The sequence below is a fragment of the Anabaena sp. WFMT genome, from assembly GCF_051781005.1.
Classification (GTDB): Bacteria; Cyanobacteriota; Cyanobacteriia; order Cyanobacteriales; family Nostocaceae; genus Anabaena.
Map to the genome: position 1 here is coordinate 216,809 of NZ_JBPWOA010000032.1, position 26,355 is coordinate 243,163.

25 protein-coding genes are annotated in these 26,355 nt (G+C 39.5%); 14 read left to right on the plus strand and 11 right to left on the minus strand.

All coding sequences use genetic code 11. The features are described 5' to 3' along the window. Nucleotides 1-37 precede the first annotated feature (37 nt). Nucleotides 38-1,699 carry a peptidoglycan DD-metalloendopeptidase family protein gene (locus ACSQ6I_RS21175; RefSeq protein ID WP_438892253.1) on the plus strand — a complete coding sequence of 554 codons (1,662 nt, stop codon included), beginning with the start codon at nucleotides 38-40 and terminating at the stop codon, nucleotides 1,697-1,699. A 124-nt stretch (nucleotides 1,700-1,823) separates the two neighbouring features. On the opposite strand, the gene ACSQ6I_RS21180 is transcribed toward ACSQ6I_RS21175, so the two are convergent. Continuing rightward, a complete protein-coding gene (locus tag ACSQ6I_RS21180) occupies nucleotides 1,824-2,480 on the minus strand; it encodes a riboflavin synthase (RefSeq protein ID WP_438892254.1) in 657 nt (218 codons plus the stop codon). Between the two features lie 344 nt (nucleotides 2,481-2,824). On the opposite strand from ACSQ6I_RS21180, the gene ACSQ6I_RS21185 reads away from it, so the two are divergent. From ACSQ6I_RS21185 to trpD, 3 genes are all read left to right on the plus strand, one after another. Further along, the gene (locus tag ACSQ6I_RS21185) at nucleotides 2,825-3,322 is read left to right on the plus strand and encodes a bifunctional nuclease family protein (RefSeq protein ID WP_015213953.1); all 498 of its coding nucleotides are present in this window, start codon (nucleotides 2,825-2,827) and stop codon (nucleotides 3,320-3,322) included. A 90-nt stretch (nucleotides 3,323-3,412) separates the two neighbouring features. Further along, nucleotides 3,413-4,543, plus strand: coding sequence for an aldo/keto reductase (locus ACSQ6I_RS21190; protein ID WP_438892255.1), 1,131 nt, complete (start codon nucleotides 3,413-3,415; stop codon nucleotides 4,541-4,543). A 97-nt stretch (nucleotides 4,544-4,640) separates the two neighbouring features. Further along, the gene (trpD, locus tag ACSQ6I_RS21195; protein WP_438892256.1) at nucleotides 4,641-5,699 is read left to right on the plus strand and encodes an anthranilate phosphoribosyltransferase; all 1,059 of its coding nucleotides are present in this window, start codon (nucleotides 4,641-4,643) and stop codon (nucleotides 5,697-5,699) included. Here trpD and ACSQ6I_RS21200 read toward each other — a convergent pair. The 3 genes from ACSQ6I_RS21200 to rplU all read right to left on the minus strand — a co-directional run bounded on the left by ACSQ6I_RS21200 (nucleotide 5,629) and on the right by rplU (nucleotide 7,672). Then, nucleotides 5,629-6,690 (minus strand): retropepsin-like aspartic protease family protein, encoded by a 1,062-nt coding sequence (locus ACSQ6I_RS21200; RefSeq protein WP_438892257.1) that lies wholly within the window; start codon nucleotides 6,688-6,690, stop codon nucleotides 5,629-5,631. The genes trpD and ACSQ6I_RS21200 overlap by 71 nt on opposite strands. A 261-nt stretch (nucleotides 6,691-6,951) precedes the next feature. After that, entirely contained in the window at nucleotides 6,952-7,230 is a 279-nt protein-coding gene (gene rpmA / locus ACSQ6I_RS21205; RefSeq protein WP_323313981.1) for a 50S ribosomal protein L27, read from the minus strand. 31 nt (nucleotides 7,231-7,261) lie between these two features. Further along, on the minus strand, nucleotides 7,262-7,672 hold the full coding sequence (gene rplU, locus ACSQ6I_RS21210; RefSeq protein WP_323313980.1) for a 50S ribosomal protein L21: 411 nt from the start codon (nucleotides 7,670-7,672) through the stop codon (nucleotides 7,262-7,264). A gap of 553 nt (nucleotides 7,673-8,225) precedes the next feature. On the opposite strand from rplU, the gene ACSQ6I_RS21215 reads away from it, so the two are divergent. After that, complete coding sequence (locus tag ACSQ6I_RS21215; protein ID WP_438892258.1) at nucleotides 8,226-9,317, plus strand: nucleotidyltransferase domain-containing protein; 1,092 nt, start codon at nucleotides 8,226-8,228, stop codon at nucleotides 9,315-9,317. Between the two features lie 201 nt (nucleotides 9,318-9,518). After that, nucleotides 9,519-10,781 (plus strand): proton extrusion protein PcxA, encoded by a 1,263-nt coding sequence (locus ACSQ6I_RS21220; RefSeq protein ID WP_438892259.1) that lies wholly within the window; start codon nucleotides 9,519-9,521, stop codon nucleotides 10,779-10,781. A 51-nt stretch (nucleotides 10,782-10,832) separates the two neighbouring features. Here the strand turns inward: ACSQ6I_RS21220 and ACSQ6I_RS21225 are convergent, their stop codons facing one another. Together ACSQ6I_RS21225 and ACSQ6I_RS21230 are read right to left on the minus strand one after the other, a co-directional pair. Continuing rightward, entirely contained in the window at nucleotides 10,833-11,717 is an 885-nt protein-coding gene (locus ACSQ6I_RS21225; RefSeq protein WP_438892260.1) for a DUF1338 domain-containing protein, read from the minus strand. Nucleotides 11,718-11,768: 51 nt separating this feature from the next. Continuing rightward, nucleotides 11,769-13,070 (minus strand): acetyl ornithine aminotransferase family protein, encoded by a 1,302-nt coding sequence (locus ACSQ6I_RS21230; RefSeq protein WP_438892261.1) that lies wholly within the window; start codon nucleotides 13,068-13,070, stop codon nucleotides 11,769-11,771. A 433-nt stretch (nucleotides 13,071-13,503) separates the two neighbouring features. On the opposite strand from ACSQ6I_RS21230, the gene ACSQ6I_RS21235 reads away from it, so the two are divergent. Continuing rightward, complete coding sequence (locus tag ACSQ6I_RS21235) at nucleotides 13,504-14,790, plus strand: hypothetical protein (protein WP_438892262.1); 1,287 nt, start codon at nucleotides 13,504-13,506, stop codon at nucleotides 14,788-14,790. Nucleotides 14,791-14,809: 19 nt separating this feature from the next. Here the strand turns inward: ACSQ6I_RS21235 and ACSQ6I_RS21240 are convergent, their stop codons facing one another. The 5 genes from ACSQ6I_RS21240 to ACSQ6I_RS21260 form a co-directional block, all read right to left on the minus strand. Continuing rightward, nucleotides 14,810-15,175, minus strand: coding sequence for a VOC family protein (locus ACSQ6I_RS21240; RefSeq protein ID WP_438892263.1), 366 nt, complete (start codon nucleotides 15,173-15,175; stop codon nucleotides 14,810-14,812). A gap of 423 nt (nucleotides 15,176-15,598) precedes the next feature. After that, nucleotides 15,599-16,066 (minus strand): hypothetical protein, encoded by a 468-nt coding sequence (locus ACSQ6I_RS21245; protein WP_438892264.1) that lies wholly within the window; start codon nucleotides 16,064-16,066, stop codon nucleotides 15,599-15,601. 229 nt (nucleotides 16,067-16,295) lie between these two features. Next, nucleotides 16,296-18,188: a biosynthetic-type acetolactate synthase large subunit gene (gene ilvB, locus ACSQ6I_RS21250; RefSeq protein WP_438892265.1), complete on the minus strand. Its 1,893-nt coding sequence runs from the start codon at nucleotides 18,186-18,188 to the stop codon at nucleotides 16,296-16,298. A gap of 134 nt (nucleotides 18,189-18,322) precedes the next feature. Beyond that, nucleotides 18,323-19,585 carry an MFS transporter gene (locus ACSQ6I_RS21255; protein ID WP_438892266.1) on the minus strand — a complete coding sequence of 421 codons (1,263 nt, stop codon included), beginning with the start codon at nucleotides 19,583-19,585 and terminating at the stop codon, nucleotides 18,323-18,325. Between the two features lie 289 nt (nucleotides 19,586-19,874). Then, nucleotides 19,875-20,516 (minus strand): hypothetical protein, encoded by a 642-nt coding sequence (locus ACSQ6I_RS21260; protein WP_438892267.1) that lies wholly within the window; start codon nucleotides 20,514-20,516, stop codon nucleotides 19,875-19,877. A gap of 259 nt (nucleotides 20,517-20,775) precedes the next feature. Between ACSQ6I_RS21260 and ACSQ6I_RS21265 the strand changes: the two genes are divergently transcribed. The 7 genes from ACSQ6I_RS21265 (at nucleotide 20,776) to ACSQ6I_RS21295 (ending at nucleotide 25,830) form a co-directional block, all read left to right on the plus strand. Further along, nucleotides 20,776-21,891 (plus strand): ferrochelatase, encoded by a 1,116-nt coding sequence (locus tag ACSQ6I_RS21265; protein ID WP_438892268.1) that lies wholly within the window; start codon nucleotides 20,776-20,778, stop codon nucleotides 21,889-21,891. A 121-nt stretch (nucleotides 21,892-22,012) separates the two neighbouring features. After that, nucleotides 22,013-22,615, plus strand: a complete 603-nt coding sequence (locus ACSQ6I_RS21270) for a Uma2 family endonuclease (protein WP_438892331.1) — start codon at nucleotides 22,013-22,015, stop codon at nucleotides 22,613-22,615. Between the two features lie 7 nt (nucleotides 22,616-22,622). Continuing rightward, nucleotides 22,623-22,850, plus strand: coding sequence for a type II toxin-antitoxin system VapB family antitoxin (gene vapB / locus ACSQ6I_RS21275; RefSeq protein WP_438892269.1), 228 nt, complete (start codon nucleotides 22,623-22,625; stop codon nucleotides 22,848-22,850). Beyond that, on the plus strand, nucleotides 22,847-23,233 hold the full coding sequence (locus ACSQ6I_RS21280; protein ID WP_438892270.1) for a type II toxin-antitoxin system VapC family toxin: 387 nt from the start codon (nucleotides 22,847-22,849) through the stop codon (nucleotides 23,231-23,233). Before vapB ends, ACSQ6I_RS21280 begins: the two co-directional genes overlap by 4 nt. Nucleotides 23,234-23,341: 108 nt before the next feature. Beyond that, the gene (locus ACSQ6I_RS21285) at nucleotides 23,342-23,560 is read left to right on the plus strand and encodes a hypothetical protein (RefSeq protein WP_438892271.1); all 219 of its coding nucleotides are present in this window, start codon (nucleotides 23,342-23,344) and stop codon (nucleotides 23,558-23,560) included. Nucleotides 23,561-23,651: 91 nt separating this feature from the next. Further along, a protein-coding gene (locus ACSQ6I_RS21290; protein WP_438892032.1) for an ISKra4 family transposase occupies nucleotides 23,652-24,712 on the plus strand; the annotation gives its coding sequence in 2 pieces (ribosomal slippage) (nucleotides 23,652-23,808 and nucleotides 23,808-24,712; 1,062 coding nt in all). Between the two features lie 35 nt (nucleotides 24,713-24,747). After that, nucleotides 24,748-25,830, plus strand: a complete 1,083-nt coding sequence (locus ACSQ6I_RS21295; protein ID WP_438892272.1) for an AlbA family DNA-binding domain-containing protein — start codon at nucleotides 24,748-24,750, stop codon at nucleotides 25,828-25,830. Nucleotides 25,831-26,355 lie beyond the last annotated feature (525 nt).

Consider the following 26,355-nt stretch of genomic DNA (forward strand, 5'->3'; position numbering starts at 1 on the left):
TTTTTTAGACTTAAATTACACACAACTGAGAGAACAAATGACGCAGCGCCATAAATCTGCCCATAACCGCTTGGATTATTTGCGGACTCAAGGTTTAACAAAACGACGCTTTGCGTCTAAATTATCAGCACGGAGTCTCTGTTTTTTAAGCAGCGTTAGCCTCCTTAGTAGTGGCTTCGTTCTTGCCCAAACAGAAACATCAGTAGATAACATTGTTCCAACTATTGAAAGTTCTCAACCAATCGCAGTTGCAGAACCCGTAAAAAAAGATACTCCTGTGTCAGAAGTGCGTTCACAACCCGATTTTGCAGAACGCCGAGTTAGACTCAGAAAAAAACTCACCCAGGAAAATGTTTCCCAACCAACAAAGCCAGTCAGAATTGCTCAACCTAAAGTAGAGAATTCTGAACCGGCAGTCATCATTAGAACTTCTAAACCCAAAGTTGAAAATTCTGAACCGAGAGTCACCGTTAGAACCTCTAAACCCAAAGTTGAAAGTTCTGAACCGAGAGTCAACGTTAGAACTTCTCAACCCAAAGTTGAAAGGTCACAGGCTGAAAAACCTCAGATTCCTGCCAACTCAAACTCAGCACCTGAAAAAGCCGCAGAAGTTGCTAAACCAGCAAATAACGGCACAACGGCGAGAAAAAACAAGGATTACAATAACTCCTACATTGATCCTACAGATTACAACGGTACTGCAACTGGTAACTATGAAGCACCCAGTTCTGTAGTCGTTACAGAACGAGCTGGTGGCTGTCGAGCCGTTTTTTCAGAGAGAGAAATTGCTGCTGGTGCTTGCGGCAAAAAAGCAACTGACACTCCCCGCGTAGCTGATTCCCCTAAAAAATCAGCACCCAATTGGATCAAAAAAAGTGAAACCGCTAGTTTAGAAAAAGCGCCTACCGTCCAGCGAGTAGCCACTGAGTCTAGCCAAAAAACCCAGAGTGTAGTTGAGACTGTTGCTAGTGCTGTGAATAATAAAAATTGGGTGACTCCCAAAAGTAGTAATAGCACTCAGACAAAGACTGCATATCGTCCTAATCGGTTTATTCCTCAGCCCAGTGAATTTAGTAGTACTACAACCGTAAGTGCTACTCCTATAGCTCCCAGTTTTGGGACTTTACCCGCACCAATGGCTGAAGGTAAGGTTGCACCCCGCCCCAGTACTGTCTCTTATGACTTTGCACTGGCATCGGTTTTACCACAGGTTTCTTACAATAGTACCCTTGCCTATCGTGGCGGTTCAGGAGTGATGTTCCCCTTGTCTGTTGCTGCGCCTATTACTTCTTTGTTTGGCTGGCGCGTTCATCCAATTACAGGGGATAGACGTTTCCACGCTGGTACAGACATAGGTGCGCCTACAGGAACACCAATTTTAGCAGCTGCGAAAGGTCAAGTTGAGACTGCTAATTGGATGGGTGGTTATGGTTTAGCAGTAACCATTAATCACAGTTCTGCTCAACAAAGTCTCTACGCCCATATGTCAGAAATCTTGGTTACTCCCGGTCAATGGGTAGAACCAGGAACTGTCATTGGCCGGGTTGGTAGCACGGGCAACTCTACAGGCCCCCACCTGCACTTTGAAGTCCGCCACATGACCCAAAATGGTTGGGTTGCTGTTGACCCAGGTGTAAAACTACAAGCCGGTCTCAACAACTTGCTGCAAAACACACGGACAGCGCAAGTTCCTCAATAGGAGGCAGGCTTGCCCTGAGCGTAGTCGAAGGGGAGCAGGGAGCAGGGAGCAGGGAGCAGGGGAAAATAAACTTCTGAACTTCTGAACTCCTGACTCCTGACTCCTGACTCCTGACTCCTGACTCCTATAAATACCCGTGTTCTGCTAAAAATGCAGGTGTAACATCCTCTTGATGGTGTTTTTGACCCGGAGAGAGGAATTTTTCAACGTATTTACCGAGAATATCTCCTTCCAGATTCACATAACTGCCAGGAACTAAATAGTTGAGATTAGTTTCGGCATAGGTTACAGGAATCACTGCTACTGTAAATTGGGAGTGTTGGGGTTCATAAGCAGCTATGGTGAGGCTGATGCCATTAACAGCGATGCTACCTTTGGGGACGATATAGCGATCGCACTCAGCTGATGCCGCAAAGGTCATTTCCCAAGAACTAGCTGTTTGTTCTGCCGAGATTAATTCACCAATCCCGTCTACATGACCCATTACGAAATGACCGCCGACTTTACCCCCCACTCGCAGCGACGTTTCTATGTTGACATATCTGGCTTGGGTTTCTTCTCTACCTAAAGTTGTGCGGCCTAGGGTTTCTGGTGAAGCAGTGGCAATAAAGCCGTCTTTTAAAATTTCTTCGACTGTCAGACATATGCCATCTACCGCTACACTATCGCCATAAGTCAAATCAGCCAAAATTGTATCTGACTTGCTGACAAAAGTAATCTGCCAAAAATCGTTCTCTAAGGGTTTGATTTTACCTAATCCTTGAATTAATCCTGTAAACACGGTTTTTCTGCCAAACTAATTCTATTTATTGCTTAATTTTGGCGGAAATTAACTAATAATTCTGCCAAAAAATGTAAAAACTTTGAATATAATTTCTGGCATCTTTTTTTGGTAGATGAACATTAACACATTCACATCAATCTCAAGGCATACTTGGGTAAGAAGATTATTCTTTTGGGAGAGCAATTTGGCTTACTCTGGTGTTCACTACAAGTTCGGAGTTTAATAGAAGCAATTATAGAGAAGAAAAGCCCTATGTTTACTTCGGTTTCAGAAAAACCCAATCAAGGGTATTATTTTCCACATAGCACTCAAGCACTTAAAGAATTTTTGAGGGTTAGCCAATGATTGAAATGAAAGTCGCTGGTATAGCATTAGATGCCATAACCCGCAGCCCGATTGTATTACTGAAAGATGGCTCAGATCGTCGGGCTTTACCAATTTATATAGGTCAAGAACAGGCCAGGGCTATTATGGGTGCTATGGAGCATCAAAAACCACCTAGACCTCTAACCCATGACCTAATTGTGAATATTTTGGAAGTCTGGAATATGACCTTAGAAAAGGTGATTATTCATTCTTTGCAAAAGGATACATTTTACGCTGCTTTGATTGTGCAGCAAGGTGAGGTCAAAAAAGAAATTGATGCTCGTCCTAGTGATGCGATCGCAATTGCCCTCCGTACAAATACTCCTATCTGGGTTATGGAAGAGGTAGTAGCTGATGCTTCTATCCCCGTTGATCGAGATGCTGATGAAGCTGAACAGCAAGCTTTCCGCGAATTCATTTCCAATCTTCGTCCTGAAGATTTGATTAAACGATTTGATAATAGTGACAGTTAATAAATAGTTAGGGGAATGGGAACTAGGAAAAAATAATCAACTTTTACCTCTTGTCTATTCCCTGTTCCCTCTTCCTTATTCCCCCAATTTATGCAATATCGACGCTTTGGTAAAACTAATTTACACATCTCGGTTTTTTCTTTGGGAACAATGCGTTATTTGGATAACGTCGAAAATGCTCAAAAAACCATTGAAAAAGCTTTATTTTTGGGAATTAATCACATTGAAACAGCCAGAGGTTACGGTAAAAGTGAGGAGTATTTAGGTGCAGCAATCAAAGCTGGTTTATCAGTACCCAGAAACCAACTATATATCACTACTAAAATTCCCCCCACTCCCGACGCTAATACCATGCGTCAGTATATTGATGAATCATTACAACGCTTGAATTTAGATTATCTTGATTGTTTGGGTATTCACGGTTTAAATACCCAAGAACATCTAGAATGGGTACAAGCGAAAAATGGCTGTATGCAAGCTGTAAAAGCAGCTATAAATGATGGCAGAGTTAAACACGTTGGTTTTTCTACTCACGCTTCATTAGATATAATTCTGGCAGCAATTAATACAGGTTTGTTTGAATTTATTAATTTACATTATTATTATTTTTTCCAACGCAACGCTTCAGCTATTGATTTAGCTACAAAAAAAGATATGGGTATTTTTATTATTTCTCCAGCGGATAAAGGAGGAAGACTTTATACACCACCCTCAACTTTAAAAGAACTTTGTCAGCCATTTACACCTTTAGAATTAAACTATAGATTTTTGTTGAGTGACAACCGCATTACAACCTTGAGTTTAGGTGCGGCAACTCCAGAAGAATTAATTACACCTTTAAAATTTGCTGATCATGTTAGTGAGTTAACATCAGCAGAAATTAATGTTTTTGAAAAATTAGAAACTCAACAAAGAATGGTTTTAAATACTGATAAATGTAGTCAGTGTTATGCTTGTTTACCTTGTCCAGAAAATATCAATATTCCTGAAATTCTCAGATTGAGAAATTTAGCAGTAGCTTATGATATGAACGATTATGGAAAATATCGTTATGGAATGTTTGAAAATGCCGGTCATTGGTTTCCAGGAATGAAGGGTAATCGTTGTACAGAATGTGGTGATTGTTTGCCTAAATGTCCTGAAAATTTAGATATTCCAGCTTTGTTAGCAGATACCCATGAGAGATTAAATGGAAAAGCAGGGAGAAGATTGTGGGGTTAATATAGCGATCGCACGAAACAAAAATCTTGATCGGAATCGAAAGCTGCCCATTTTTCGGTAGGATAACTCCCAGTTCGATCAACTGAAAACCTACGTCATGACTACTTCCTCAGTTCCTCTTAATTGGTCTATTCTGCTGCAACAACTATTAGACCGGCAATCATTATCCCGTACTCAAGCAGCAGAGTTGATGCAAGGATGGATAAATGAAGCGATTCCTCCAGAGTTATCAGGAGCAATTTTAACAGCATTGCACTTCAAAGGCGTTTCTGCTGAAGAATTAACAGGAATGGCTGAAGTATTAAAATCTCTGTCTGCTGTACCGACAAACAAGGGCGGGGATACCCCGCCCCTACGGCTGATTGATACCTGTGGGACTGGTGGAGATGGGGCATCAACTTTTAATATTTCTACAGCGGTGGCTTTTGTGGCTGCTGCTGCTGGTGTACCCGTTGCTAAACACGGTAGTCGTTCTGCATCTAGTTTGACGGGAAGTGCTGACGTTTTAGAAGCATTGGGAGTTAATTTGAATGCTACTAGTGACAAGGTGCAAGCAGCAGTAAAAGAGGTGGGAATTACCTTTTTATTTGCCCCTGGTTGGCATCCAGCAATGAAAGCAGTTGCACCGTTGCGGAGAAGTTTGAAGGTGCGGACTGTGTTTAATTTACTTGGCCCTTTGGTAAATCCCTTGCGTCCTACTGGCCAGGTGATTGGGGTGTTTGATTCCCAACTGATAGAAACGATCGCTCAAGCATTAAACCAATTGGGAACACAGAAGGCAATTGTACTGCATGGACGAGAAAAATTAGATGAAGCGGGGTTAGGGGATATTACTGATTTGGCAGTATTATCAGATGGTGAAGTACAGTTAACGACTGTTAATCCCCAAGAAATAGGTATCACACCTGCGCCAATAGCAGCCTTGAAGGGTGGAGATGTCCAAGAGAATGCTCAAATTCTCAAGGACGTGTTGCAAGGAAAGGGAACTCAAGCACAACAGGATGCAGTGGCGTTAAATGCTTCCTTAGCTCTACAAGTGGCTGGTGCAGTTCCGCTGTTGAACCATGCTCAAGGTGTGAGTTTAGCTAGGGAAATTTTACAAAGCGGTAGCCCCTGGAAAAAGTTGGCACAGTTAGTTGAATTCCTGCGCGATTAATTTCTGAGTGTTGTTGGGGACGGAATTCGACAACATTGCGTTTGATAGTAACGTCGTAGTTGCCAAAAAAGTCATGTCCTAGCAGTCCTGTTTCTAGTTCTACACCAGCGATCGCAACTGGAACTTTATTCACCATTACCCCCCCAACTTCCATCGAATCCAGATAGCCAACCGGAAATTCCACAGATTTGGAACTGACGGTATTAGCCCTAGCTTTCCCCACTGGTACTACACCCAAAGCGTTTGCTACCTGTTGAGTAATCACAGTCCCACTTGCCCCTGTATCTACGATCATCTCAAATCGCTGTCTACCATTAAAGGTAACTTCTACAATGGGCGTGCCACCAAGTCGCCGCTTAATAGGTGCTACAAACACCTCGTTATTTTGGGCGAGGAGTTCCGATGAAGGGAAAATCGGCTGGGGTGGTGGTAGTGGTTGCACTTGTCTAGAGGGGAAGGGAGTTGTGTAACGTTGTACTTTTGGTTTTGGTTGGGGAACAACAACAACTACCTTTTGCCTGGGTATAACTGGAGATGCGACGCTGTTAGGATTGGCTTTCTGTCTGGCTAATTGAACTTGACGTTGATATTCGGCAATTTGTCTTTGCGCGAAGGGAAAATTGGGGCTGTCTTTTCGTACCTGTTTCAAAAGAGCGATCGCATCCTGAAACTGACTTGCCACCAAATTCCAATCATCTGAAGATTGAGCAGATTTACTAATATTCAACCCTCCCGTAGCCTTATCTAGCGCCAATTCTAAAGCACTTGGTGCAGTCACTGACTCTTCTGTTTGCTGTGGTTTTGGGCTGGCTGGCAGCAGCATTGGCTTCCTGGTAGGCGGCTGTACAGCTGCCAAATTACCAATAGGCACAGATTGCTTATCACCATCGGTCGTCGTTATCTGTTTGTTTTCACTACAGGCAACAGTCACAACAGCTAGACTACCGGAGAGAAAAATTAGGGCTGCGCGGGATAAAAAAGACTCAAGCATAATGACTTTCAGGTTAACCGCCCTGGCTCTCTCCAAGTGTACCCCTCCCAAAGAAAAAGATGCCCTAGCTTGAATTATTTAATTTTTAATTAATTTCGGTAATCACCTGCACAAACATCTCTAATTTGTAGGTAATTTATTTTTTGGTGTTCCCTTGATACTGTCAAGTTTAAAAACCTAAAATCCTAAATTTCACGGTTTTTGTCAATGATCATCAATTATTGACTAATGACCATTGACTAATGACTAAGTAACTAATACTTAACTTGCTACTGCTTCAACAGCAACCACTGGATAAACACTCACTTTTTTCCGGGTTTTGCCCTTTCTTTCAAAGGTAACTACACCATCAACTAAAGCAAATAGAGTATCATCGTTGCCGATACCGACATTATTCCCAGGGTGAATTTTAGTACCACGCTGACGGATCAGAATATTGCCCGCACGTACAACTTGACCACCAAAGCGTTTTACGCCCAGACGTTGAGCATTAGAATCGCGACCGTTACGCGTACTACCCGTTCCTTTCTTATGAGCCATAATGTCCTCTTAATTTATTTACTTCTGTTTATTATTCAGCAGCAACAGCTTCTTCAGCAGGAGCGCTGTCCACAATATTGGGAGTTTCCGCAGTGGTTGGTGCTTCTTCATACACCAAAACCGCACCGTTGAGATTAATGGAGTTAATCAAAAGTCTGGTGATTTCCTGGCGATGTCCGCGTTTTTTGCGGGTTTTCTTCTTCGGCTTCATTTTATAGACCAGGACTTTACGACCTCTAAAGTGCCGCATTACCGTCCCCTCTACAGTTGCACCTGCCACTAGTGGCTGCCCAATAGAGACTTCTCCTTCGTGCTGCACCAGTAATACTGCGTCTATTGTAACTTTTTCATCTGGTTCGATACTAAGCAGTTCAATATCGTAAAATCGACCCGCTTCGACTTTAATCTGTTTGCCGCCAGTTTCAATAATTGCGTAAGTCATCGAGTTGTCCTTGAAGTTGCCGTACAGGTAGCTGGCTTTTATCTCCTGTAGAGACAATATTTTGTAGCTTTTTATCGCTTTCGCCAGCTTTTTAAGAATGTCTACCTGATCCGAGCAGGAATTAGACAGACAATCTAAAACTGTACTGTAATCAATGCCATTAAGTCAAGCAAATTAATAATAAGAAATTTTGTCTGCAAAATTTGACCTCATCACCGGAATCGTGAAGTTTGCTTGTGTAGTTAACACAGACACAGACAGAAAAAACATTTTACACATCTGAGCAGCCGCTAGAATTGCTCAGATTTTTTTTAACTTCTATTATAGAATATGGTTCGGTTAAGATAAACCGTAGAGGCACTATATCAATATGTGAAAATACAATCTTAGAGAACTCCACAAAGTAAATTATCCTATTTTACTGAATCAAAACGACTTTTTTCTCCCCCCCTTCGACTTCGCTCAGGGGGCAGGCCTGCTTTCCAAACAATGGGATACTTTTTATTTGGAAGTCTCTTAATGGATGCCTTGTCGCAACTTACCCATGAGGTTTATGAAAAGAATAGAAGTTGAACAAAGAACTATTTTTGTAGGTTTAGCTGGTAGTCACGGCTATGGCTTAAATCGTCCTGATTCAGATTATGACTATCGAGGAGTATTTATTGCCCCTAAGCGTTACTATTTAGGATTTGATAGTATAGAACAAAAAGATACTGGTTGGGATGAACCAGGGATTTTTCCGTTTATAGATGGCAATCAAGATACAGTAATTTATGAACTCAGAAAAGTTTTACATTTACTCGCAGGAGCAAATCCCAATGTTTTAGAATTGCTCTGGTTGCCTACCTATCCTATGATCACAAAAATTGGTGAGCATTTAATAAACAACAGGCAAATATTTTTAAGTAAAAAAGTTAAACATACTTATTCTGGTTATGCTTTTGCCCAAATTAAAAAAATGGAAACCCATCGCAAGTGGTTGTTAAATCCACCAGCCAAAAAACCCATCCCTTCTGATTTTGGCATAGAAGATGAAGCCCCACTAAGCAAAGATGAGCTAAATGCTTTTTTGGAATATCTTTATATCTTAATTAGAGGAAAAATTGAATTTCTAGAAGAATCTGAACAATTATATAAATTACTGACAGCAGATGTTGATTTTAAAGGTTTATTGAAACAATATACCTTAGCAGATGAAGCTTTAGAATATACACAAAATCTAACCAATAGCCGCAAAGACTTTATTCGGCTGCTGCAAAAAAGTCAAAGTTATCAAATCGCCTTAAGAGAATGGAAAGCTTATCTATCTTGGCAGGAAAATAGAAATCCGGCTAGGGCAGAAATGGAAAAAAATTCTGGTTATGACTTAAAACATGGGATGCACTGCATTCGATTACTACGTAGTGGTTTGGAAATATTACAGCAAGGAGAAGTAATTGTAGATAGAAAAATAGCTGGTGATGTTGATGATTTAAAAGCTATTCTCAGAGGAGAATATACCTATGATCAATTAATGAAAATGGCCGAGCATTTAGTTGCTCAAATGGATATTTTTTATGAACAGTCAACTCTACCTCATAAACCTGATTTAGAGCAAATTAATGGTTTGTGTATGGAATTAGTTGAAATGCAAGGTTGGCAATAAAGCAACTCTTGATCCTCTCCGCGTCTCTGCGCCTCTGCGTGATAAAAATCATCCTGCATTTATGCAACGCCAACTTGCAATCTGCTGTATGTGTTCATTCATCATTGAGGATTGCTATAGTGAAAAAATCTGCAATTAGCTCTTAACTATTGCCAATAATAATTTAAAATAAGAGTTTGTTCATATCTTGAAATATCTGCAATGAAAGAGTCATATTTTATCCGAAATATAAGATTAATTCGCCAAAAAACGGCAGAATACTGGCGTTTATTTAATCGCTGGTTTTTCAATACTCCAGAAAGAGCTATCTTAGAAGCTTATCAAGCTGCTCAAGCGATTCAAAATATTGAAATTGACCAGTTTAATGGCAAAAAAATTTCTCCCGAATCAGGGAATTATACTGAAAATGTGATGGCTTTCTGGCAAGGAAATCTGAATAGAAATTTAGCTATTATTAAAGTGAGATTAGCAGAATTTCAATTAGGACTTAAATTAGTTAATACTACAAATGCAGATTTATTAGAAAAGCTTAAGTTTATTGATGAAGTCATATCTAAATATATTGCATCAAATGAAATAAATCCACCAGCACTACAAATTAATCTTCAAGCGGTTAAAAACGATGCAAATTCATCTGATATAGATATTATTAAAGCACCATTCATCACTGAGAAGACTGGTGTATTGCCGAGATCAATTGGTAGAACAGTTAGTAAAATAACTAACGAATTTACACCAAAAGCAGAAGAAGAATTTGTCAGAAACTATCGGATTTCTAGAAATAGGACAAGAAGATCAATCAAATTTTTATTAATGCTGATTATAGTACCGCTATTAACTCATCATTTTTCTAAGCAACTATTAGTAATTCCTTTAGTAGAACACTTTAGAGGTGAAAATACGGTGCAAATTTTTATGAATTCGGAAATGGAGGAAAAAGCACTCCATGAATTAAATAATTTTGGAAAATTATTGAAATTTAAAAATCTATTACAACAAGCACCAGAAATTTCATCCGAAAAAATTGCAGCACAGGTTAAAACTAAAGCCTTGGCGGTAGCAGAAGAGTTTCGTAATCAAAGCAGCAGTGCTATTAGTAATGTCTTTGCTGATTTAATATCACTAATTTCCTTTGCTATAGTTGTTGCTTTCAATAAAAAAAATATTATTTTTGTTCAGTCTTTTATAGATGAAATTGTCTACGGGTTAAGCGACAGCGCTAAGGCTTTTTTGATTATTTTGCTTACAGATATGTTCGTTGGTTTTCACTCACCACATGGGTGGGAAATCCTTTTGGAAGGAATAGCTAAACATTTAGGTTTATCAGCAACTAGAAGCGGAATTTTTCTATTTATTGCTACATTTCCAGTAATTTTAAATACTATATTTAAATACTGGATATTCCGTTATCTCAGTCGCTTATCTCCTTCAGCATTAGCTACATTGAAAGACATGGATGAATGATATAGTAGGATCGTATTGCAATAAGCCTTCATTTACCTGCAATCGTCTGTATTATTCTGATAGACGTGTCATTTCAAATAATTGTTGGGCGTTTTTGCCTAAAAAACCATCAAATAATTGATAATTTCCGGGTGTAACTTCCACCTGATAACGTTGAGCGATTTCATAATAAGCATAAGTCCAAGGTATGTGAATTTCTGCACGATTTTGATCATCTATTACTGTGACTAACTCTGTTACTGCTTGGGTTGCTGTTTGTCGTAAACCAGAAGCAATATTACCTTCTATTTCTGCTTTCATGGGTACACCCAAGTTAGTTAAACCAATAGCAGTACTATCTATATCTGGATATGTGGCTGTGTTTTGGTGGTTGACGTATCCTGTAAAGTGGTTAACTGCGTAACCATGTAAGAGAACCCAAGCACCATATTGTGTTACTTGATTTACTTTTTCTATCACAGAACGGTGAGGTGGTTGCCAAGGACGGGTAAAAACTTGCGGAAGTTGGTTAATTTCTAAGTCGTCAATTTTAGGAAAATGGGGAGATTGATTAACTGTTTGTTGAATAAGTTGAGCAATATTATCAGGTAGTTCATCAACTATTAATTCGCTGATAAATAATTTAGGTAAGTTAAATTTTTCTTGTTGTGGGTGAGAATAATAACGTGCATAAAGATGGGTTTGAGGAAAACTATATTCACCAGATGAGATATAACCTAAACTGGTAAAAAATTTTCCTAAATAATCAATTCCTAAGTTTATTTTACCTTGGTTATTATCGACAACTAAACGCAAAGACCGAAAAGCAATATGATCATTAGCAACAATTCCACCTGCATTGGTAATCATTTGTTGATAAATGCGGGCATAGCTGACTCTAGAACTATATTCTTGCCAAAGTATTGAGAACATCTGAGCAATAAATTCAGATTTCATATTTTTCTAGGTGTGAGATTTTTTCTAAATACAAAAAGCCCAAAATTTAATTTACAGAGAACTTAAGATTTCTGAAATAATTGCTAATGCTGCTTGAATTTGGTGATTATCTATGACTAAAGGTGGACAAAAACGAATTGCTGCTTTACCGCAACCTAGCAATAATAAACCTCTTAAAAATGCTTCTTGAATAATATGATCACGTAGTTGGGGATGATAATTACCTTCTTTATCCCATAAGTCTACAGCCACCATTAAACCTTTACCTCGTGGTGGGGAAACTGTGGGAAATTTTTCATGTAATTGAGTTAAACCTGCTTGTAATAGTTCTCCCATTTGGGTAGCATTTGCTATTAAACCATTTTCTAATAATTGCAAAGTTGCAATACCGGCAGCACAAGCGACAGGATTACCGCCAAATGTGGTAGCGTGGGAACCAGGAGGCCAGGTCATGAACTCAGGTCGGGAAAGAATTGCACCTAAAGGTAAACCACTGGCGATACCTTTGGCGGTGGTGATAATATCAGGCATAACGCCCCAATGTTCAATAGCAAATAAGCGACCAGTGCGCCCCATACCTGATTGCACTTCATCGACTATCATTAAGATGCCATAGCGATCGCACATTTCCCTAATTCTGAGCAAAAAATCATCCTCTGGAACTATATAACCCCCCTCCCCCTGAATAGCTTCTACCACTATTGCAGCTACTTCCTGGGGTGGTAGCATAGACCCAAATAACTGTTTCTCTAGATAATCTAAACTGGCATGAGTCCCATAGGGAATATGAGTAACCCCTGGAACTAAAGGGCCAAATTGCGCCCGTTGCACAGCTTTAGAAGCAGTAAGAGACATTGCGCCATAGGTGCGTCCGTGAAATGCACCCAAAAAGGCAATAATTAGGGGACGTTTGGTGTAATATCGAGCTAGTTTAATAGCTCCTTCATTTGACTCCGCCCCTGAATTGGTAAAAAACACCTTTGCACCTTGGGGAAAAGGAGCGCGACTAGCTAATTTTTCCGCTAATTCTACCATCGGTTCATAATAAAAATCAGTCCCCGACATATGCAACAACTGTGCCGCTTGGACTTGAATTGCCTTGACAACATCTGGGTGAGCGTGTCCAGTAGCGGTGACAGCTATACCTGCGGTCATATCCAGAAACACATTACCATCAACATCTTCTAGCATACAACCTTCTCCCCGTGCTGCTACTAGGGGATAGTCACGGGTATAGGAAGGAGAAGTTACAGCTTTGTCTCTGTTTATAATTGCTTGGGCGCGAGTCCCAGGTAATGCAGTTAGCAAGCGAGGTAGACGCGGTAAACCCAAATTAACAGGAATACTTAACATGGTTTTATGAGATGTTTTTTAAATTACCAATGATTAAACTGGAAATTCCAATTTAATTACCGTAACATTTGCTGCTATTTGTGTAATAACCTAAGTTGCTAGTCATCTAGTTTAGGCTGGTAATTGGTAATTGGTAAAATTCCTGATTAAACTCTACACAATAATTCGTGAAGATATTTTATTTCTCTCTGTGTTCTCAGTGGTCAAATTATGATAGGGAAACGCTATAGTAATTTTATCCAGATATCAACAATTTTTCATGAATCCAGAGAAAGATTTAGTGCAAATTCTCAGGTTATCTGCTACTAATTAGGATTGGTAATTGCTTTTGCGGCTACAGACAAAGGTAATTAAGAATACAAAGGTATAATGCACTATTAAGCATTACCTTCAGCACACAGATAAATTTAGAAATTTACTTCTTTTTAAGCTTATGAATATCTTCTGCAATCGTAAATTCCAAATCACAGCAGGTATTGCTAGTTTCTTAGTAGTTAGCTTGGTTCATCAACATCTATATGCACAGCTAGAACCTCAGCAAAGCAATACATCTAACTTAAGCAAAATCCAGCCTGAACAAAATATTAAAACTCAAGCTCCTCTGAATGAAACGCCACTTAATAATTTAACTAATCAGCCCATATCTGATTTAAATATTAGTCAAAATACCCAAGCTACATCTATATTTTATTCTGTGATTGATGAATGGAAAAAATATAAATATAGTGTAAATGGTAAACACGTTTTAAAACCAGCAAAGTTACCAACTACAAAAATTAATTTTAATCAAGCGGATTTATTAACGGTTCTCACTAATACGAGAAAATATTACCAAGATTATGCTAAAGCAGACCCAGATATTTCTCGCAATGGATTGTTATTAAGCCAAGGGGTCACTGTAGAAGACATTCTCAAAACCTTGGATTTTATGATTGTAGTCTTACAAGAGGACATTAGTAATAATCGCCCAACTCGTTTAGAAGATCCAAATTTTATCAATGCTAATTTCCGAGTTATCAAATGGTCTGCTTATAATCCTGAGCAACCCAAACAAAAACAACTGAGAATTACAAAATATGCTGTTTTTACTCATCCTGGCTCTCGGACAAAAACAGCTAAATATAATATACCAATTTATAGTTTAAAAGAAAATTATGCTGCCGATAATTTCTACACTAAATACACTAAGCAGGATGTTTTGAAAGGTATTTATGAACCTGGTGGTAAAGAATTTGGTAAAGTTGAGCCTCTAGCATATTTAACCCGTGAAGGTTTAGAAGAAGCTTTGATGGAGGGAACAATTCTCATTAATTTTACAGATGGTTCAAAAGCATTTTTTAATGTGGATAGGAACAATGGCATATCTTATGTGAGAGGATTAAAAGCCACATCGCAAAAGCGTTATTGGTATTTTAGAAAAGTTGATGAAATCAAAGGTTATGGACACAATATAAATGCCAAAATATCGATCAAACCAGGCGTTACTTTTGCTGGTGATGTCCTAAATATTGGGTTAGGTCGGGTGATTGTGATGGAGTATAATCAAGGTGGCAGAAAACGTCTACAAATGGGAGTACTTGCAGATACAGGTGGAGCGTTTTTACCCAATCTTGGACAACTCGATTTTCTGGCGGGTATTTTTCAGAATAAAAAAGATTTTGGGCAGCATATTCAGCAATTACCCTCCTATGCTACCGCATATATTTTGGTGAAGAAGTAAAAAGCCTCAAGCCAAATATTTACGCACGGGTTAACAGTTCTAAATTATGACCATCAATGTCATAAAAATAAAAACCACGCCCTCCATTTCTATGGTTAATTTGACCTTTATCTTTATGCATGGGGTCGCTACTATATTCTAAACCTACCTGTTTTACCCGTGCGAAAATAGTATCAAATTCCTCATCAGTGACATGAAATGCATAATGATGTGATTCAAAATCTTCTCTGTCTGCAAAATCAAGGGTCAGCTTGTCGTTAACATGAACAGCCGCAAAGTGACTAATAGGAGATTCAACTTTTAGTCCAAAAATTTCTGCAAAGAAACGTGCTGCGGCTTCTTTGTTCTGTGCTGGTACTATGGTGTGATTGAGAGTTATGGTCATCTCATACCTCCGCTTTTGATTTGGATGGTAATTACAGCAGAATTCAGGAGTCAGGAGTCGGAAGAGTTGTGAGTACCAAGTACCGTTAGCGGTAGCGGGGCGTTTAGCCCGTACCGAGTGCTTGACTCTCCTTCTTACTCATTACTCGTTACTCGTTACTCATCGCTCTGTACTGGCTTGGTGTCTAGGTTTCAATTTTGATTCTGTACCTTATTAATCTGCAATCTGCTGTAAATCAAATATAGCGTTTCTGCGTTGGGTGCAATGTCAGGACTCATCACTTTGCTATACACGCAAAAAGCCCACGATAGCCTAAAAAATGCTACCCATGAGCTATATCAACTTATGTAGCTGACAATGACAAAGCAAATAACCTGCTGAGAGTTGGTAATACTAGAAATTTAGATAGACCAATAATAATTATTATTCCTCCTCTTCCTCTTCGTCTTCATATTCCTCGAAGACTTCATCGATCAGTTCTTCTGCTCGTTCATCGGAAATTTTCAATATTTCCTGAAGTTCAAAGAGATACTCTTGCTCTGCGTCGAGTGTGTCTTCATCCATACCTACGACTAAGAGCGCAGTGACGTATGCAATTTCACGGTAATCTTTATCTGGTAAAGATGCGATCGCACCAGCAATCAAATTTCCTACTTCTGTTTCCTTAATCACGGTGTTGACTTTTGCTGTCAACTTGTCAAAGTCTTTCTCAGCGTACTCTTCAAACAATCCAATACCATCAAACATTTCCGGTAATGGATATTCTTCGGTGGAAATAATCCCTTCACCATCAGCAGCAGCAGAAAAAAGTCCAATGATAGCAAGTGCTACTTCTGGTTCTAACTTCACTGAAGTGCTGCTGGGGCTGTTGAGCAACTGACTTTTAGACATGATGATCCTTTCGATTGAGCTAACTTATAAAGATTCCCAAATCATTGCAGAAAATCACAGAGACTGTTACTTTTTTTCATACAACTAACCTACAGGGATAATTTTTTTAATGCCAAGGTAATATTTTATTGATTAATTTGGTGGAAATGTGGAAATTTCGTTTATCACAAAAATGTAAATATGTCAACAAAAGGGCGTATTGCAATACGCCCCTACTGAAGTTCAAAATCTACAACTTATTTCCACATTCAGCACAGAAATTATGGCTAGGGGGGTTTTTAGTCCCGCAGTGGCTGCAAAAAACTGGCTCAACGGCGGCTGTGGGTGTGGGCTTAGGTAAACCGAACATCTGGGCGTTACTTTTGCCAGGAGCTACCATTGGATAACAGTTTTCATCTCTGGTGACATGGACATTAACAATTACCGGGCCGTTGTGCGCCAGCATTTCTGCGATCTTATCGGATAATTGAGCGCGATCGCTAATCACCATCCCCTTGATCCCATAAGCTTTGGCCAAAAATTCAATATCTGGCATTCCTACTTCCATATTTGAGCAGGAATAACGCTCACCATAAAAGGCCTGTTGCCACTGACGCACCATTCCTTGCCAGCCATTATTTAAAATCACTGTCTTGACATTTATGCCATATTGTGCAAGGGTTCCCAATTCCTGTAAACACATTTGGAAACTGGCATCACCACTGATACAAATCACTTCTTCATCAGGGAACGCCACTTTTACACCCATAGCCGCAGGGACACCAAAACCCATTGTGCCTAAACCTGCGCTAGAAATCCAACGTCTGGGTCCATTTTTGAGGAATTGCGCTGCCCACATTTGATGTTGTCCCACATCTGTAGTGTAGAAAGCATGGGGGGCTTGACTACCAATTTCGACAATTACCTCTTGGGGGGAAATGCTGTCAGGATAATGAGGTACAACCAAAGGATAATCTTGTTTCCAACGGTTAATTACATTTAACCATTCTTGATTTTGATGAGGTGGAATTTTGTGAGTTGAGTTTTGACATCGGCGTAACAAATCTGTGAGAACGTGCTTAACATCACCAACAATAGGCACTTCAGGAACGCGGTTTTTACCTACTTCAGCCGGGTCAATATCGATGTGAATAACCTTCGCATGGGAGGCAAATTCATCTAACTTACCTGTTACCCGGTCATCAAATCTAGCACCGACACAAATCAGCAAATCGCAATCTGTCACCGCAAAGTTAGCGTAAGCGGTTCCGTGCATTCCCAACATTCCCAAGGAGAGAGGATGATGTTCATCAAATGCACCGATACCCATCAAAGTGGTAGTGACGGGGATATTAAATAATTCTGCCAGTTGTTTGACTTCTTCGTGGGCATTAGATGCGATCGCACCGCCACCAACATACAATAACGGACGGCGGCTTTCTCTAATTAACTGAATCGCCCCATTAATTTGGCGGGGATTGCCCTTCACCGTGGGACGATAGCCAGGTAACTTCACCGTACCTGGTTCTACCGGCACATAATCAAATTCTTCTAAAGCCACATCTTTGGGGACATCTATCAAAACAGGTCCCGGTCTACCAGTACTGGCAATGTGGAACGCTTCTGCCACGATTCGCGCCATATCCTTCGGGTCACGCACTACATAAGAATGCTTGACAATAGGCAAAGTAATCCCGTAGATATCTGTTTCTTGGAAAGCATCTGTACCAATGGAAGCCCGTGGGACTTGTCCTGTCACCACAATCATGGGAATAGAATCCATGTAGGCTGTAGCAATACCTGTGACTAGGTTTGTTGCTCCTGGTCCAGAAGTACCAAAACATATTCCCACCTTACCAGTAGCACGGGCGTAACCATCAGCGGCATGAGAAGCGCCTTGTTCGTGTCTAACGAGGATATGTTTAACTCGGCCAGTTTCTTCTACTTTATAAAGGTCATCATAAATCGGGAGAATTGCTCCACCGGGATAACCAAAAATATACTCAACACCATGACGGACGAGACTATCTAACAAAGCAAAACCGCCAGATGCCCGTTTTGGAGTGACAACTGACGAATTAGAGATAGGGGATTGCTTGTGATTTTCCGATTGTGGGAGACTGATTTGAGAAGGCGATCGCACGGTTAACCTCAAAATATAGCTAAAATTAACGCTTAAATTCTGTATTTAAAATTTCATTCTAATTTAAAAATTCCAGAAAATGCTGAGATAATCTCCATCTATGAGCATAAGACTGGATTATGATTCTACAATCTTTAAATCACATCTTGCAAGACTCGGCGAGTATTTTTCCAAGCCCAAACACCAATCAGCGCCACTACAAAACTCATAGCCATTAGCACCACTCGCAGTCCTAAGATATCAGTTAATGGGCCAGCGATCGCTAAAGGTAGGGAAAGAGCAATATTCACCACATGATTTTGAAAGCCAAAAACCTTACCGTGCATAGTCGGTGGTGTTTGCTGTTGAATCAAAGTTTGCATCGGTACGCCAATTAAAGAAGCACCTATACCCAACAATGCACAAAGTCCCAGCGCTAGAATCAGGCTGTGGGTAAAAGTAACCACCCCTAAAACTAAAGCCATCATCAAAAATCCAATTAGGGGTAGAGGTTTGTGATGCAACTTATCACTCCAATGACCCAAAATACCTGCTCCCATCACCATACCTACTCCAGCCGCAGCTAAGAAGAACCCAAACTGTTTTTCCTTTAAACCAAAGTCTGCGGCTAATCTAATCGTTAATACTGTTAACGCTGCAAATACGCAATACAAGGTCATTAGTTGCAGCATAGCATTCAACACCATACGGTTTTTCTTGATGTAGCGCAAACTATCTGTAAATTCATTCCAAACATGAGTTCCCGCCAAATGCGCCTCAATTGGTTGATGTTCTTTAAAATTGATAGGCTGCATAATTGCCGCAGATAGTAAATATAATGCCCCAACAACAATTTCCTGACCAAAATCTTTGCCTAGATAGCTTTTGGCCAAACTCAATATTGGTTCACCTACAGCAAAACCAACAATTAAAGCACCCATCATGGTAGTGCTAAATAGGGCATTGGCAGCCATTAAATTCTCTCGTTCTACCAACTGGGGAATTGCTGCTTGCTCCGCTGGTGCAAAAAACTGTGTCACACAAGAAATAGCAAAAGTGAGAATTAACAAAATCAGAAACTCTCTGGGCAAAAAGGGAATCAATAATGTTAAAAATCCCCGCACCACATCCGAGCCAACCATCACCAACTTTTTCGGTAAGCGGTCAACAAGGATACCACCAGCAGAACCGAACAAAATCGCTGGAATTGTAAATGCCACCATCAAAGTTGAGTACATCGAGTTTTCCGCTAACCCCGGTGGCGGTGGGTAGTTCTCCAGCAAGGCAATCATCAAGACAAAAAATACCTTATCTGCCAACTGGGAAACTAGTTGTCCAATCCACAGGAGCATAAAACCCCTGTTTTTTAACAGTGTGCCAAAGCCGTGATTAACAGCAGTAGGTTCAGTGGGAAACATTAACTATATGTAGGAATATGAACTATGGTAGATGAAGCAAAGGGCAGCAGGATCAGCAAAAATATTGATTTATAGAAGAATTGAGGAGTCAGGAGTCAGGAGTCAGGAGTAAAACTGGCTTGGTGTCTGGCTTTGAATTTAGATTCTGTACCGTATGGCTACGCCACGCAAGCTATCGGAGTTCGGCGTTCGCGTAGCGTCCCGCAGGGAAGGCTCACTCGAGCCGCTGACGCTCACGGAAGCCTCATTGATCTCCAATCCGCTGTATCTCTATTGTCCTTGCTAATTCTCACTCCTGGTTGCTAACTTTGTTGTCCGGACTCTTTTTTCCATAACGTTTTAGCAACAAATGCAAAAATTCAGCAGCATTTAGGTAATTTTGGGGTAAAGATAAACCTAGTGACCGGTCTACCCATTTGCCTTGTACTGTTTGAGGGGAGTGCCACATTGATAAATGGTCAACTGGTGGTTCAGCGTAGAAATTATCTTCCCCACTACCTAAAATAGCAGAACTCCAATGGGTGAAGTAATCATGACTCATCCGATGAATTGGGAAATTACCCCATAGTGGCATTCCCCATCCATCTATGGCAATAAAGGCTTTGACTGTCCCGCCCAACATTTGCCACTTTGTCGCCGCAATAATGGCACCAACCACTCCCGCACTATAGCTGATGAATATAACAGGGCATTCTAACTTATCATGCGATCGCTGACTTGCACTCAGCACTCCGTAGGCATTGCTCAAAAACTGCAAAATATGAAATGCGGATAAAGCTAAAATACCCTGCCCAGGATAAACCAGTATTTTTTCTGAATTAAGATGATTGAGACTTATAACGTTACTCGGCGCTAAATTTAACAATCCTCTGATAAAGCTTTCGGTTAATTCTGGTTCATGGATTCCAGGACAAATAATAATGATGCTCATTTTCTTTTGATTTTAACAATTGTTATGGGAACAGTAACGAGTACCTAGTATGGAAAAACTGTTCCCTGTTCCCTTTGAGTAGCAACCAAAGATACAAACCCCTGTATATGCGAGTAAGCATATTATGCCTTTAGATGTATATTTTTATGTTTATGTTTATCCTATCCCCCTGGATGGGATATTATGCTACGAATAAGATGAACGATCTAGTATTTTTCTAGTTCGCTATCTCCATTTTGGTTATATTGAGGATTTAATTGTGGTTGCAACTCCAGAAAAACTGCAACATACCCACGAGCATCTATCCAGCCAAGACCGCGTAGCCGTATTACTCATGGGCTATGGCGAAGTCGAAAGCTACGAAGATTTTGCTAACTATAACGAACAAGCTTTAAATCTACTTACAGCAAAATTCGCTCCCGTTCCCACCTGGATTTATCCCCCCCTAGCAAAACTGTTGGCATTATTTGATCGTCATGAATGGGGACACACTCACCACGATTTTATTTCCCCACACAATGCCATCTTTGAACAGCAACGCGCTGGTATTGAACACGAATTACAACACAAATGGGGCAGTGGTGTCCAAGTTTTCAAAGCCTTTAACTTTTGCGCTCCTTTCTTGCCAAATCAAGTTTTAGCCGAAATTAAAAAGCAAGGCTTTAGCAAAATTCTCATTTATCCACTTTTGGTAGTAGATTCTATTTTTACCAGTGGTATTGCCATTGAGCAAGTTAATAATGCTCTAGTTGAATTAGCTGATGGTGATGAACACTGGGTAAAAGCACAAAGATATATTCCTTCATTTTACAACGAACCGGAATATATTCATTTATTGGCGCATTTGGTAGAAGAGAAAATTCAAGCTAATCTAGCATCAGCTTACCTACCTTCCCAAATCGGTATTGTGTTGATGAATCACGGTTGTCCTCACAAGGCCAAAGGATTTACATCAGGAATTGATGAAAGTCAAGCGCTTTACGAATTAGTCAGAAATGAGTTAATTAACAGATATCCTTTAATTTCTGTAGGTTGGCTCAACCACGACACACCGCTAATTGAATGGACTCAGCCAAATGCTACCCAAGCAGCCCAAAATCTAATTTTATTGGGTGCAAAGGTGATCATCTTCATGCCTATTGGCTTTGCCACAGAAAACCATGAAACCCTGTTAGATGTTCATCACATCATCCATGATTTGGAAAAACAGTATTCTGGTGTTGATTATTTACAAATGGCTTGTGTAAATGATCATCCTCAATTTTTAGAAATGGCTGCTGAATGGGCAAATGCTCATATTGCCAAATTAATGGAAGCAGAAGGTACAGAAGTTAATGCACAGTTAGCTTTAACTCATCATCATCACCATCATTAGGTAATAAGGTAAAACAGAGAAAGCAGAAGAAGATATTTATCTTGCTTCTGCTTTTTGCATTTGCCTCAAGTTTGGATGTTAATCTGGAACTAACTACAAGTACCAGTTTTAGGAGGGAATGATGACACAAGCTAATGTATCTCCAGCTATGGCTGTGAATATCCCTACTACAATAACGTTGAAAATCTCCCATGAGCAGTTTGTTGATTTAGCACTTGCTAATCGAGATTTACAATTAGAACGAACTGCTACGGGAGAGTTAATTATTATGCCACCAACGGGAAGCGATACTGGAAACAAAAACCTGGATATGGAAGGCCAGCTTTGGCTGTGGAACCGTCAAACCAAACTGGGTAAAGCATTTAACTCTTCAACTGGTTTTCATCTTCCTAATGGTGCTGACCGTTCTCCTGATGCTTCTTGGGTACGTCAAGAAAGATGGGATGCTCTCAGTTTAGAACAGCAGGAAACTTTTGCACCTATTTGTCCTGATTTTGTGCTGGAATTACGTTCTAAAACTGATTCTCTGGAAAAGTTGCAAGCCAAAATGAGAGAATATATAGAAAATGGCGCTTGTTTAGGTTGGTTGATTGACCGCAAAAATCAACGAGTGGAAATTTATCGTCCAGGTAAAAATGTGGAAGTTTTGGAGCATCCTGCAAGTCTGTTAGGAGAAGATATTTTACCTGGGGTTGTGTTGGATTTAACCGAAGTTTGGAGTTGAGAATATAATGATACAGCCAGTTATTTTAGAAAAATTAGAAGAACTCCCTGAGTCTCTTCAGACAGAGGTACTTCATTACATTGAATTTTTGATAGATAAGCACGCTAAAGACTCTACCCAAGAAGAACCGACAAAGAAGCGTCGTGTTGCTGGAACAATGAAGGGAATATTTGTTTTACCACTGCCTGATGATTTTGATGAGCCACTGGAAGATATGAAAGAATATATGGAATGAATAAATTATTATTAGATACTCATGCTTTTATCTGGTTTGTCTCTAATGATGGCAACCTGCCAGCAGCAACTAAAAATCAAATTGAATCTGCTGAAGCTGTTTTTTTGAGTATTGCCAGTATTTGGGAAATAGCAATTAAACTCAACATTGGCAAACTAACCCTACAGGGTGCTTTTGAAGAGATTGAACCTCAACTCATTGCTGCGGATATCAAGATTCTCCCTATTACATTTACTGATACGGTTCAATTCCGTTATTTACCTCTGCATCACCGTGATCCTTTTGATCGCATTCTGGTGGCACAAGCCATAAATCATTCTTTGGTTTTGATTAGTCGTGATGTGGCTTTTGATGCCTATTCTGTTCAGCGTTTGTGGTCATGAAGAAGGGAAAAAGTCCCATTTATTGCAGATGTTTCTGGTTTTGTCGTTCTATGTAGAATAGAATGTATTAATACTTTTAGACAAGTACAGTCAACCCAAAAATAAAAGATGGACAGTAATAGTCTACAACAACTGATTTCGCAACCTAAAGAAAGTGCAAAGCTTGATTTTAAAATCGAACTGTATAAAATCTATGAACCCAAACCTACAGTTCAGTCTGATATCCAGAATTGGGCTGAACTTAAGGAGCAGCAATGGGCAGAATTGATCAAGGATGTCCTAGCACTTGCAAATGGCAATATTGGAACTGCTGAACAGACAGGATAGGGAGCATCTCAAGTTTGTTAGAACAGATGAACTAGCAGGTAGGGGTAAAAATCAGCGAAAATAAAGGAAGAAATCAATCCCCCACTCAATCATGGAACCAGCTAATCAGAAAAAACTCCAGGAGCATCTCAAAGCCATAGCAGGAATTCTATATCAAGAAGCAAAAACTGAAGAATTAGAGAGTTTAGCAGGAATTGAAAAAACAATTAGAGCGCAGACTTTAGAATATATTACGCCAGAATTAGGGGTTTTTTTCTCAAAGAAGCAACAGGAACTTCATCGGGAAGAGTAAGAATAATAAAAAGCATTCTTGGAGAATTGCCAGTCAGTGAAAAACAAGCACGAAAGTTAAAACTAGAAAACAATCAAAAAATAAGTCCTTATTTAGAGCAATGTTGCTTGAGAGCAAGTGCAAATGTATCCTATGAAAATGCAGCACAAGATATTTATAAATATACTGGGATGTCGATTTCTGCTAGTACACAACAAAGAATCGTTCAGCGTTATGAGTTTCCCGAAATAGGAGACGAAAAAGAAATAGAAGAAATTAGCGTGGACGGTGGAAAGGTAAGGCTTAGGACTGAACAAAAAGGAGAATCATGCCTCTGGAAAGACTATAAAGCTATTTGCATTAACCAAGGAATAAAAGTAGCTAGATTGGGTGAAAATGAATCTTTAATCGATTGGGTAAATCAACAACATTTGGCAGATCCATTAACCTGTTTAGGTGATGGACATCCGGGAATTTGGAAGATAATTCGACAATTTAATTGTCCAGGGGAAAGACGGGAGATTTTAGATTGGTTTCATCTTGTTGAAAATCTACATAAAGTAGGTGGTTCTCTCAAGCGACTCAAAGCTGCGGAAACTTTTCTTTGGCTAGGAAAAGTTGATGAAACTCTCGCTCTCATATCTCCACTTCAATCTAAAAAAGCTCAAAATTTCTGTCAGTATTTGGAAACTCATCGCCATCGAATTGTCAATTATGATTATTATCAAACCGAGGGTATTTGTTCTATTGGTTCTGGTGCCGTCGAGTCTACTATCAAACAGATAGATCGCCGATTAAAAATCTCTGGCGCACAATGGAATGAATCGAATGTCTCTCAAGTCCTCAAGCATCGCTGTGCTTATCTCAACGCCAAGCTTTAGAGCCTGTTTAGTTCTTTTGTTCTAACAAAGTTGATATGCTCCCGACAGGATATCTTGTCATAGGTGCTGATGATAAGTTGAAATCAGATGGTAAACCAACTTTGCGCGATGTCGGAAATGAAGTGCCTACTCGCAGGGAGATTCTTGAAAAAGTAAATTCTTATTGCCAACCTCAACTTCCAGATATTCAACGTGAAGAAATTTGGGTAGATGGTATAAAACTATTGATCATTTCCATTCCTCCAACTCCATATTTATATAGACTATCCAAACAATTAAAAACACCCAAGAAGGAATATTCTCCTCATACAGTTCTGATTCGTCGTGGAGATGGAGAAAGAACATATGAGGCTTCACCCGACGAGCAAAGAGCTATGGAAGAGGAAAAGAAAACAAAATTTTATCAGTATTCTTTAGGAGATACTGCAAAATATTTTAAACAGGAATTAGACAACACTTATGCTCAAATACCTCAGCCTATTATAGAAACTCTAAAAACTCTACATTGGCGTATAAATCTGTATCCTCAGACTTACAATGCACAGTTAATTTCTTCAAGAAATAAATGCTCTGAGTTAGTACAAAATACAGCAGTCTCAATAATCCCAGGAGGATACAGCTACCCTCGTAAAATAGGTAATTCTGTCATAGGCTCTAATTGGACTGGAGTTTGGACTGATCTTTTTCGGCATGAGTGTTGGCGTTTATATCAAAGTGGACAGTTCATCAACTTCTCTGGAACCTGGAATAATCTAAATCAAATTATCTCTGATGACGAAATTTTTTATACTGTAACGACTGTTTTTAGATTTGCCGCAAACCTCTGTCAACAAGAGATTTACAACGGAGGAATAAACATAACTATCGAATTGAATAATGTAAAAAATTATGGACTTAAGATGGAATCGGATTTAAATGATTTGCCGTCTCAATACAGGAAAGCAACCGATAACAAGTATAAAAACTCTTGGTTTATGCAAAGCAATAGTTTAAGTGCCACCTCATCCGACAAACAAGTATTTGAAGCTTTTAACTGGTTTATCGAGTGTTTTTCGTCTGAACCACTTATGAGTATCGAAGTATTCCAAGAAAAACAAAAAAAACTTTTGGGAGGGTAATTATATGAGTAGCACATCAATTTTGACTATAGCATAAGTGCGATCGCTTCTCTCATAGTCAACAAAATCCCAAATAGCTAGGATGGGTATAGCGTAACGCACTATTATCCCTTCAGTTTATGGTGCGTTACGGACTACCTTCCTCACCCAGCCCACAAATTGAAGGTTTTTTATTTGGAAGTCCTGGATGTTTTAGAAGCGATTGGAAAGATGCTTCCCTTCGTTCAGCATGACATTGCAGGATTATTTATTTGTTGGATCACTCTAAAACATCCTCTTAAAGAATAGGGGTTGCACTTAAAAAACTCAGTACACCTTGTTAAAGGGAACAAGTTATAGGGGAAATTAAGACCAAAAATGTTGAAGGATTCTTTCCTTAGCATTCTCTTTTTGATGAATTATTTGTCAAGGAATGCAAGGAAATGTATGATGGATTTGGGATTTTAAATTATGCCAAGAAAAATAAATATTTAAGTCGTATTGCATTAGACATATTCCCTAATTAGTATATTTTTCTAGTTAAAA

Bases quoted from the DNA above. Each gene is read 5' to 3' on its own strand.
- ACSQ6I_RS21175 (WP_438892253.1), top strand. From the start codon at position 38: ATGACGCAGCGCCATAAATCTGCCCATAACCGCTTGGATTATTTGCGG.
- ACSQ6I_RS21185 (WP_015213953.1), top strand. From the start codon at position 2,825: ATGATTGAAATGAAAGTCGCTGGTATAGCATTAGATGCCATAACCCGC.
- ACSQ6I_RS21190 (WP_438892255.1), top strand. From the start codon at position 3,413: ATGCAATATCGACGCTTTGGTAAAACTAATTTACACATCTCGGTTTTT.
- trpD (WP_438892256.1), top strand. From the start codon at position 4,641: ATGACTACTTCCTCAGTTCCTCTTAATTGGTCTATTCTGCTGCAACAA.
- ACSQ6I_RS21200 (WP_438892257.1), bottom strand. From the start codon at position 6,690: ATGCTTGAGTCTTTTTTATCCCGCGCAGCCCTAATTTTTCTCTCCGGT.
- rpmA (WP_323313981.1), bottom strand. From the start codon at position 7,230: ATGGCTCATAAGAAAGGAACGGGTAGTACGCGTAACGGTCGCGATTCT.
- rplU (WP_323313980.1), bottom strand. From the start codon at position 7,672: ATGACTTACGCAATTATTGAAACTGGCGGCAAACAGATTAAAGTCGAA.
- ACSQ6I_RS21215 (WP_438892258.1), top strand. From the start codon at position 8,226: ATGAAAAGAATAGAAGTTGAACAAAGAACTATTTTTGTAGGTTTAGCT.
- ACSQ6I_RS21220 (WP_438892259.1), top strand. From the start codon at position 9,519: ATGAAAGAGTCATATTTTATCCGAAATATAAGATTAATTCGCCAAAAA.
- ACSQ6I_RS21225 (WP_438892260.1), bottom strand. From the start codon at position 11,717: ATGAAATCTGAATTTATTGCTCAGATGTTCTCAATACTTTGGCAAGAA.
- ACSQ6I_RS21230 (WP_438892261.1), bottom strand. From the start codon at position 13,070: ATGTTAAGTATTCCTGTTAATTTGGGTTTACCGCGTCTACCTCGCTTG.
- ACSQ6I_RS21235 (WP_438892262.1), top strand. From the start codon at position 13,504: ATGAATATCTTCTGCAATCGTAAATTCCAAATCACAGCAGGTATTGCT.
- ACSQ6I_RS21240 (WP_438892263.1), bottom strand. From the start codon at position 15,175: ATGACCATAACTCTCAATCACACCATAGTACCAGCACAGAACAAAGAA.
- ACSQ6I_RS21245 (WP_438892264.1), bottom strand. From the start codon at position 16,066: ATGTCTAAAAGTCAGTTGCTCAACAGCCCCAGCAGCACTTCAGTGAAG.
- ACSQ6I_RS21255 (WP_438892266.1), bottom strand. From the start codon at position 19,585: ATGTTTCCCACTGAACCTACTGCTGTTAATCACGGCTTTGGCACACTG.
- ACSQ6I_RS21260 (WP_438892267.1), bottom strand. From the start codon at position 20,516: ATGAGCATCATTATTATTTGTCCTGGAATCCATGAACCAGAATTAACC.
- ACSQ6I_RS21270 (WP_438892331.1), top strand. From the start codon at position 22,013: ATGACACAAGCTAATGTATCTCCAGCTATGGCTGTGAATATCCCTACT.
- vapB (WP_438892269.1), top strand. From the start codon at position 22,623: ATGATACAGCCAGTTATTTTAGAAAAATTAGAAGAACTCCCTGAGTCT.
- ACSQ6I_RS21280 (WP_438892270.1), top strand. From the start codon at position 22,847: ATGAATAAATTATTATTAGATACTCATGCTTTTATCTGGTTTGTCTCT.
- ACSQ6I_RS21285 (WP_438892271.1), top strand. From the start codon at position 23,342: ATGGACAGTAATAGTCTACAACAACTGATTTCGCAACCTAAAGAAAGT.
- ACSQ6I_RS21295 (WP_438892272.1), top strand. From the start codon at position 24,748: ATGCTCCCGACAGGATATCTTGTCATAGGTGCTGATGATAAGTTGAAA.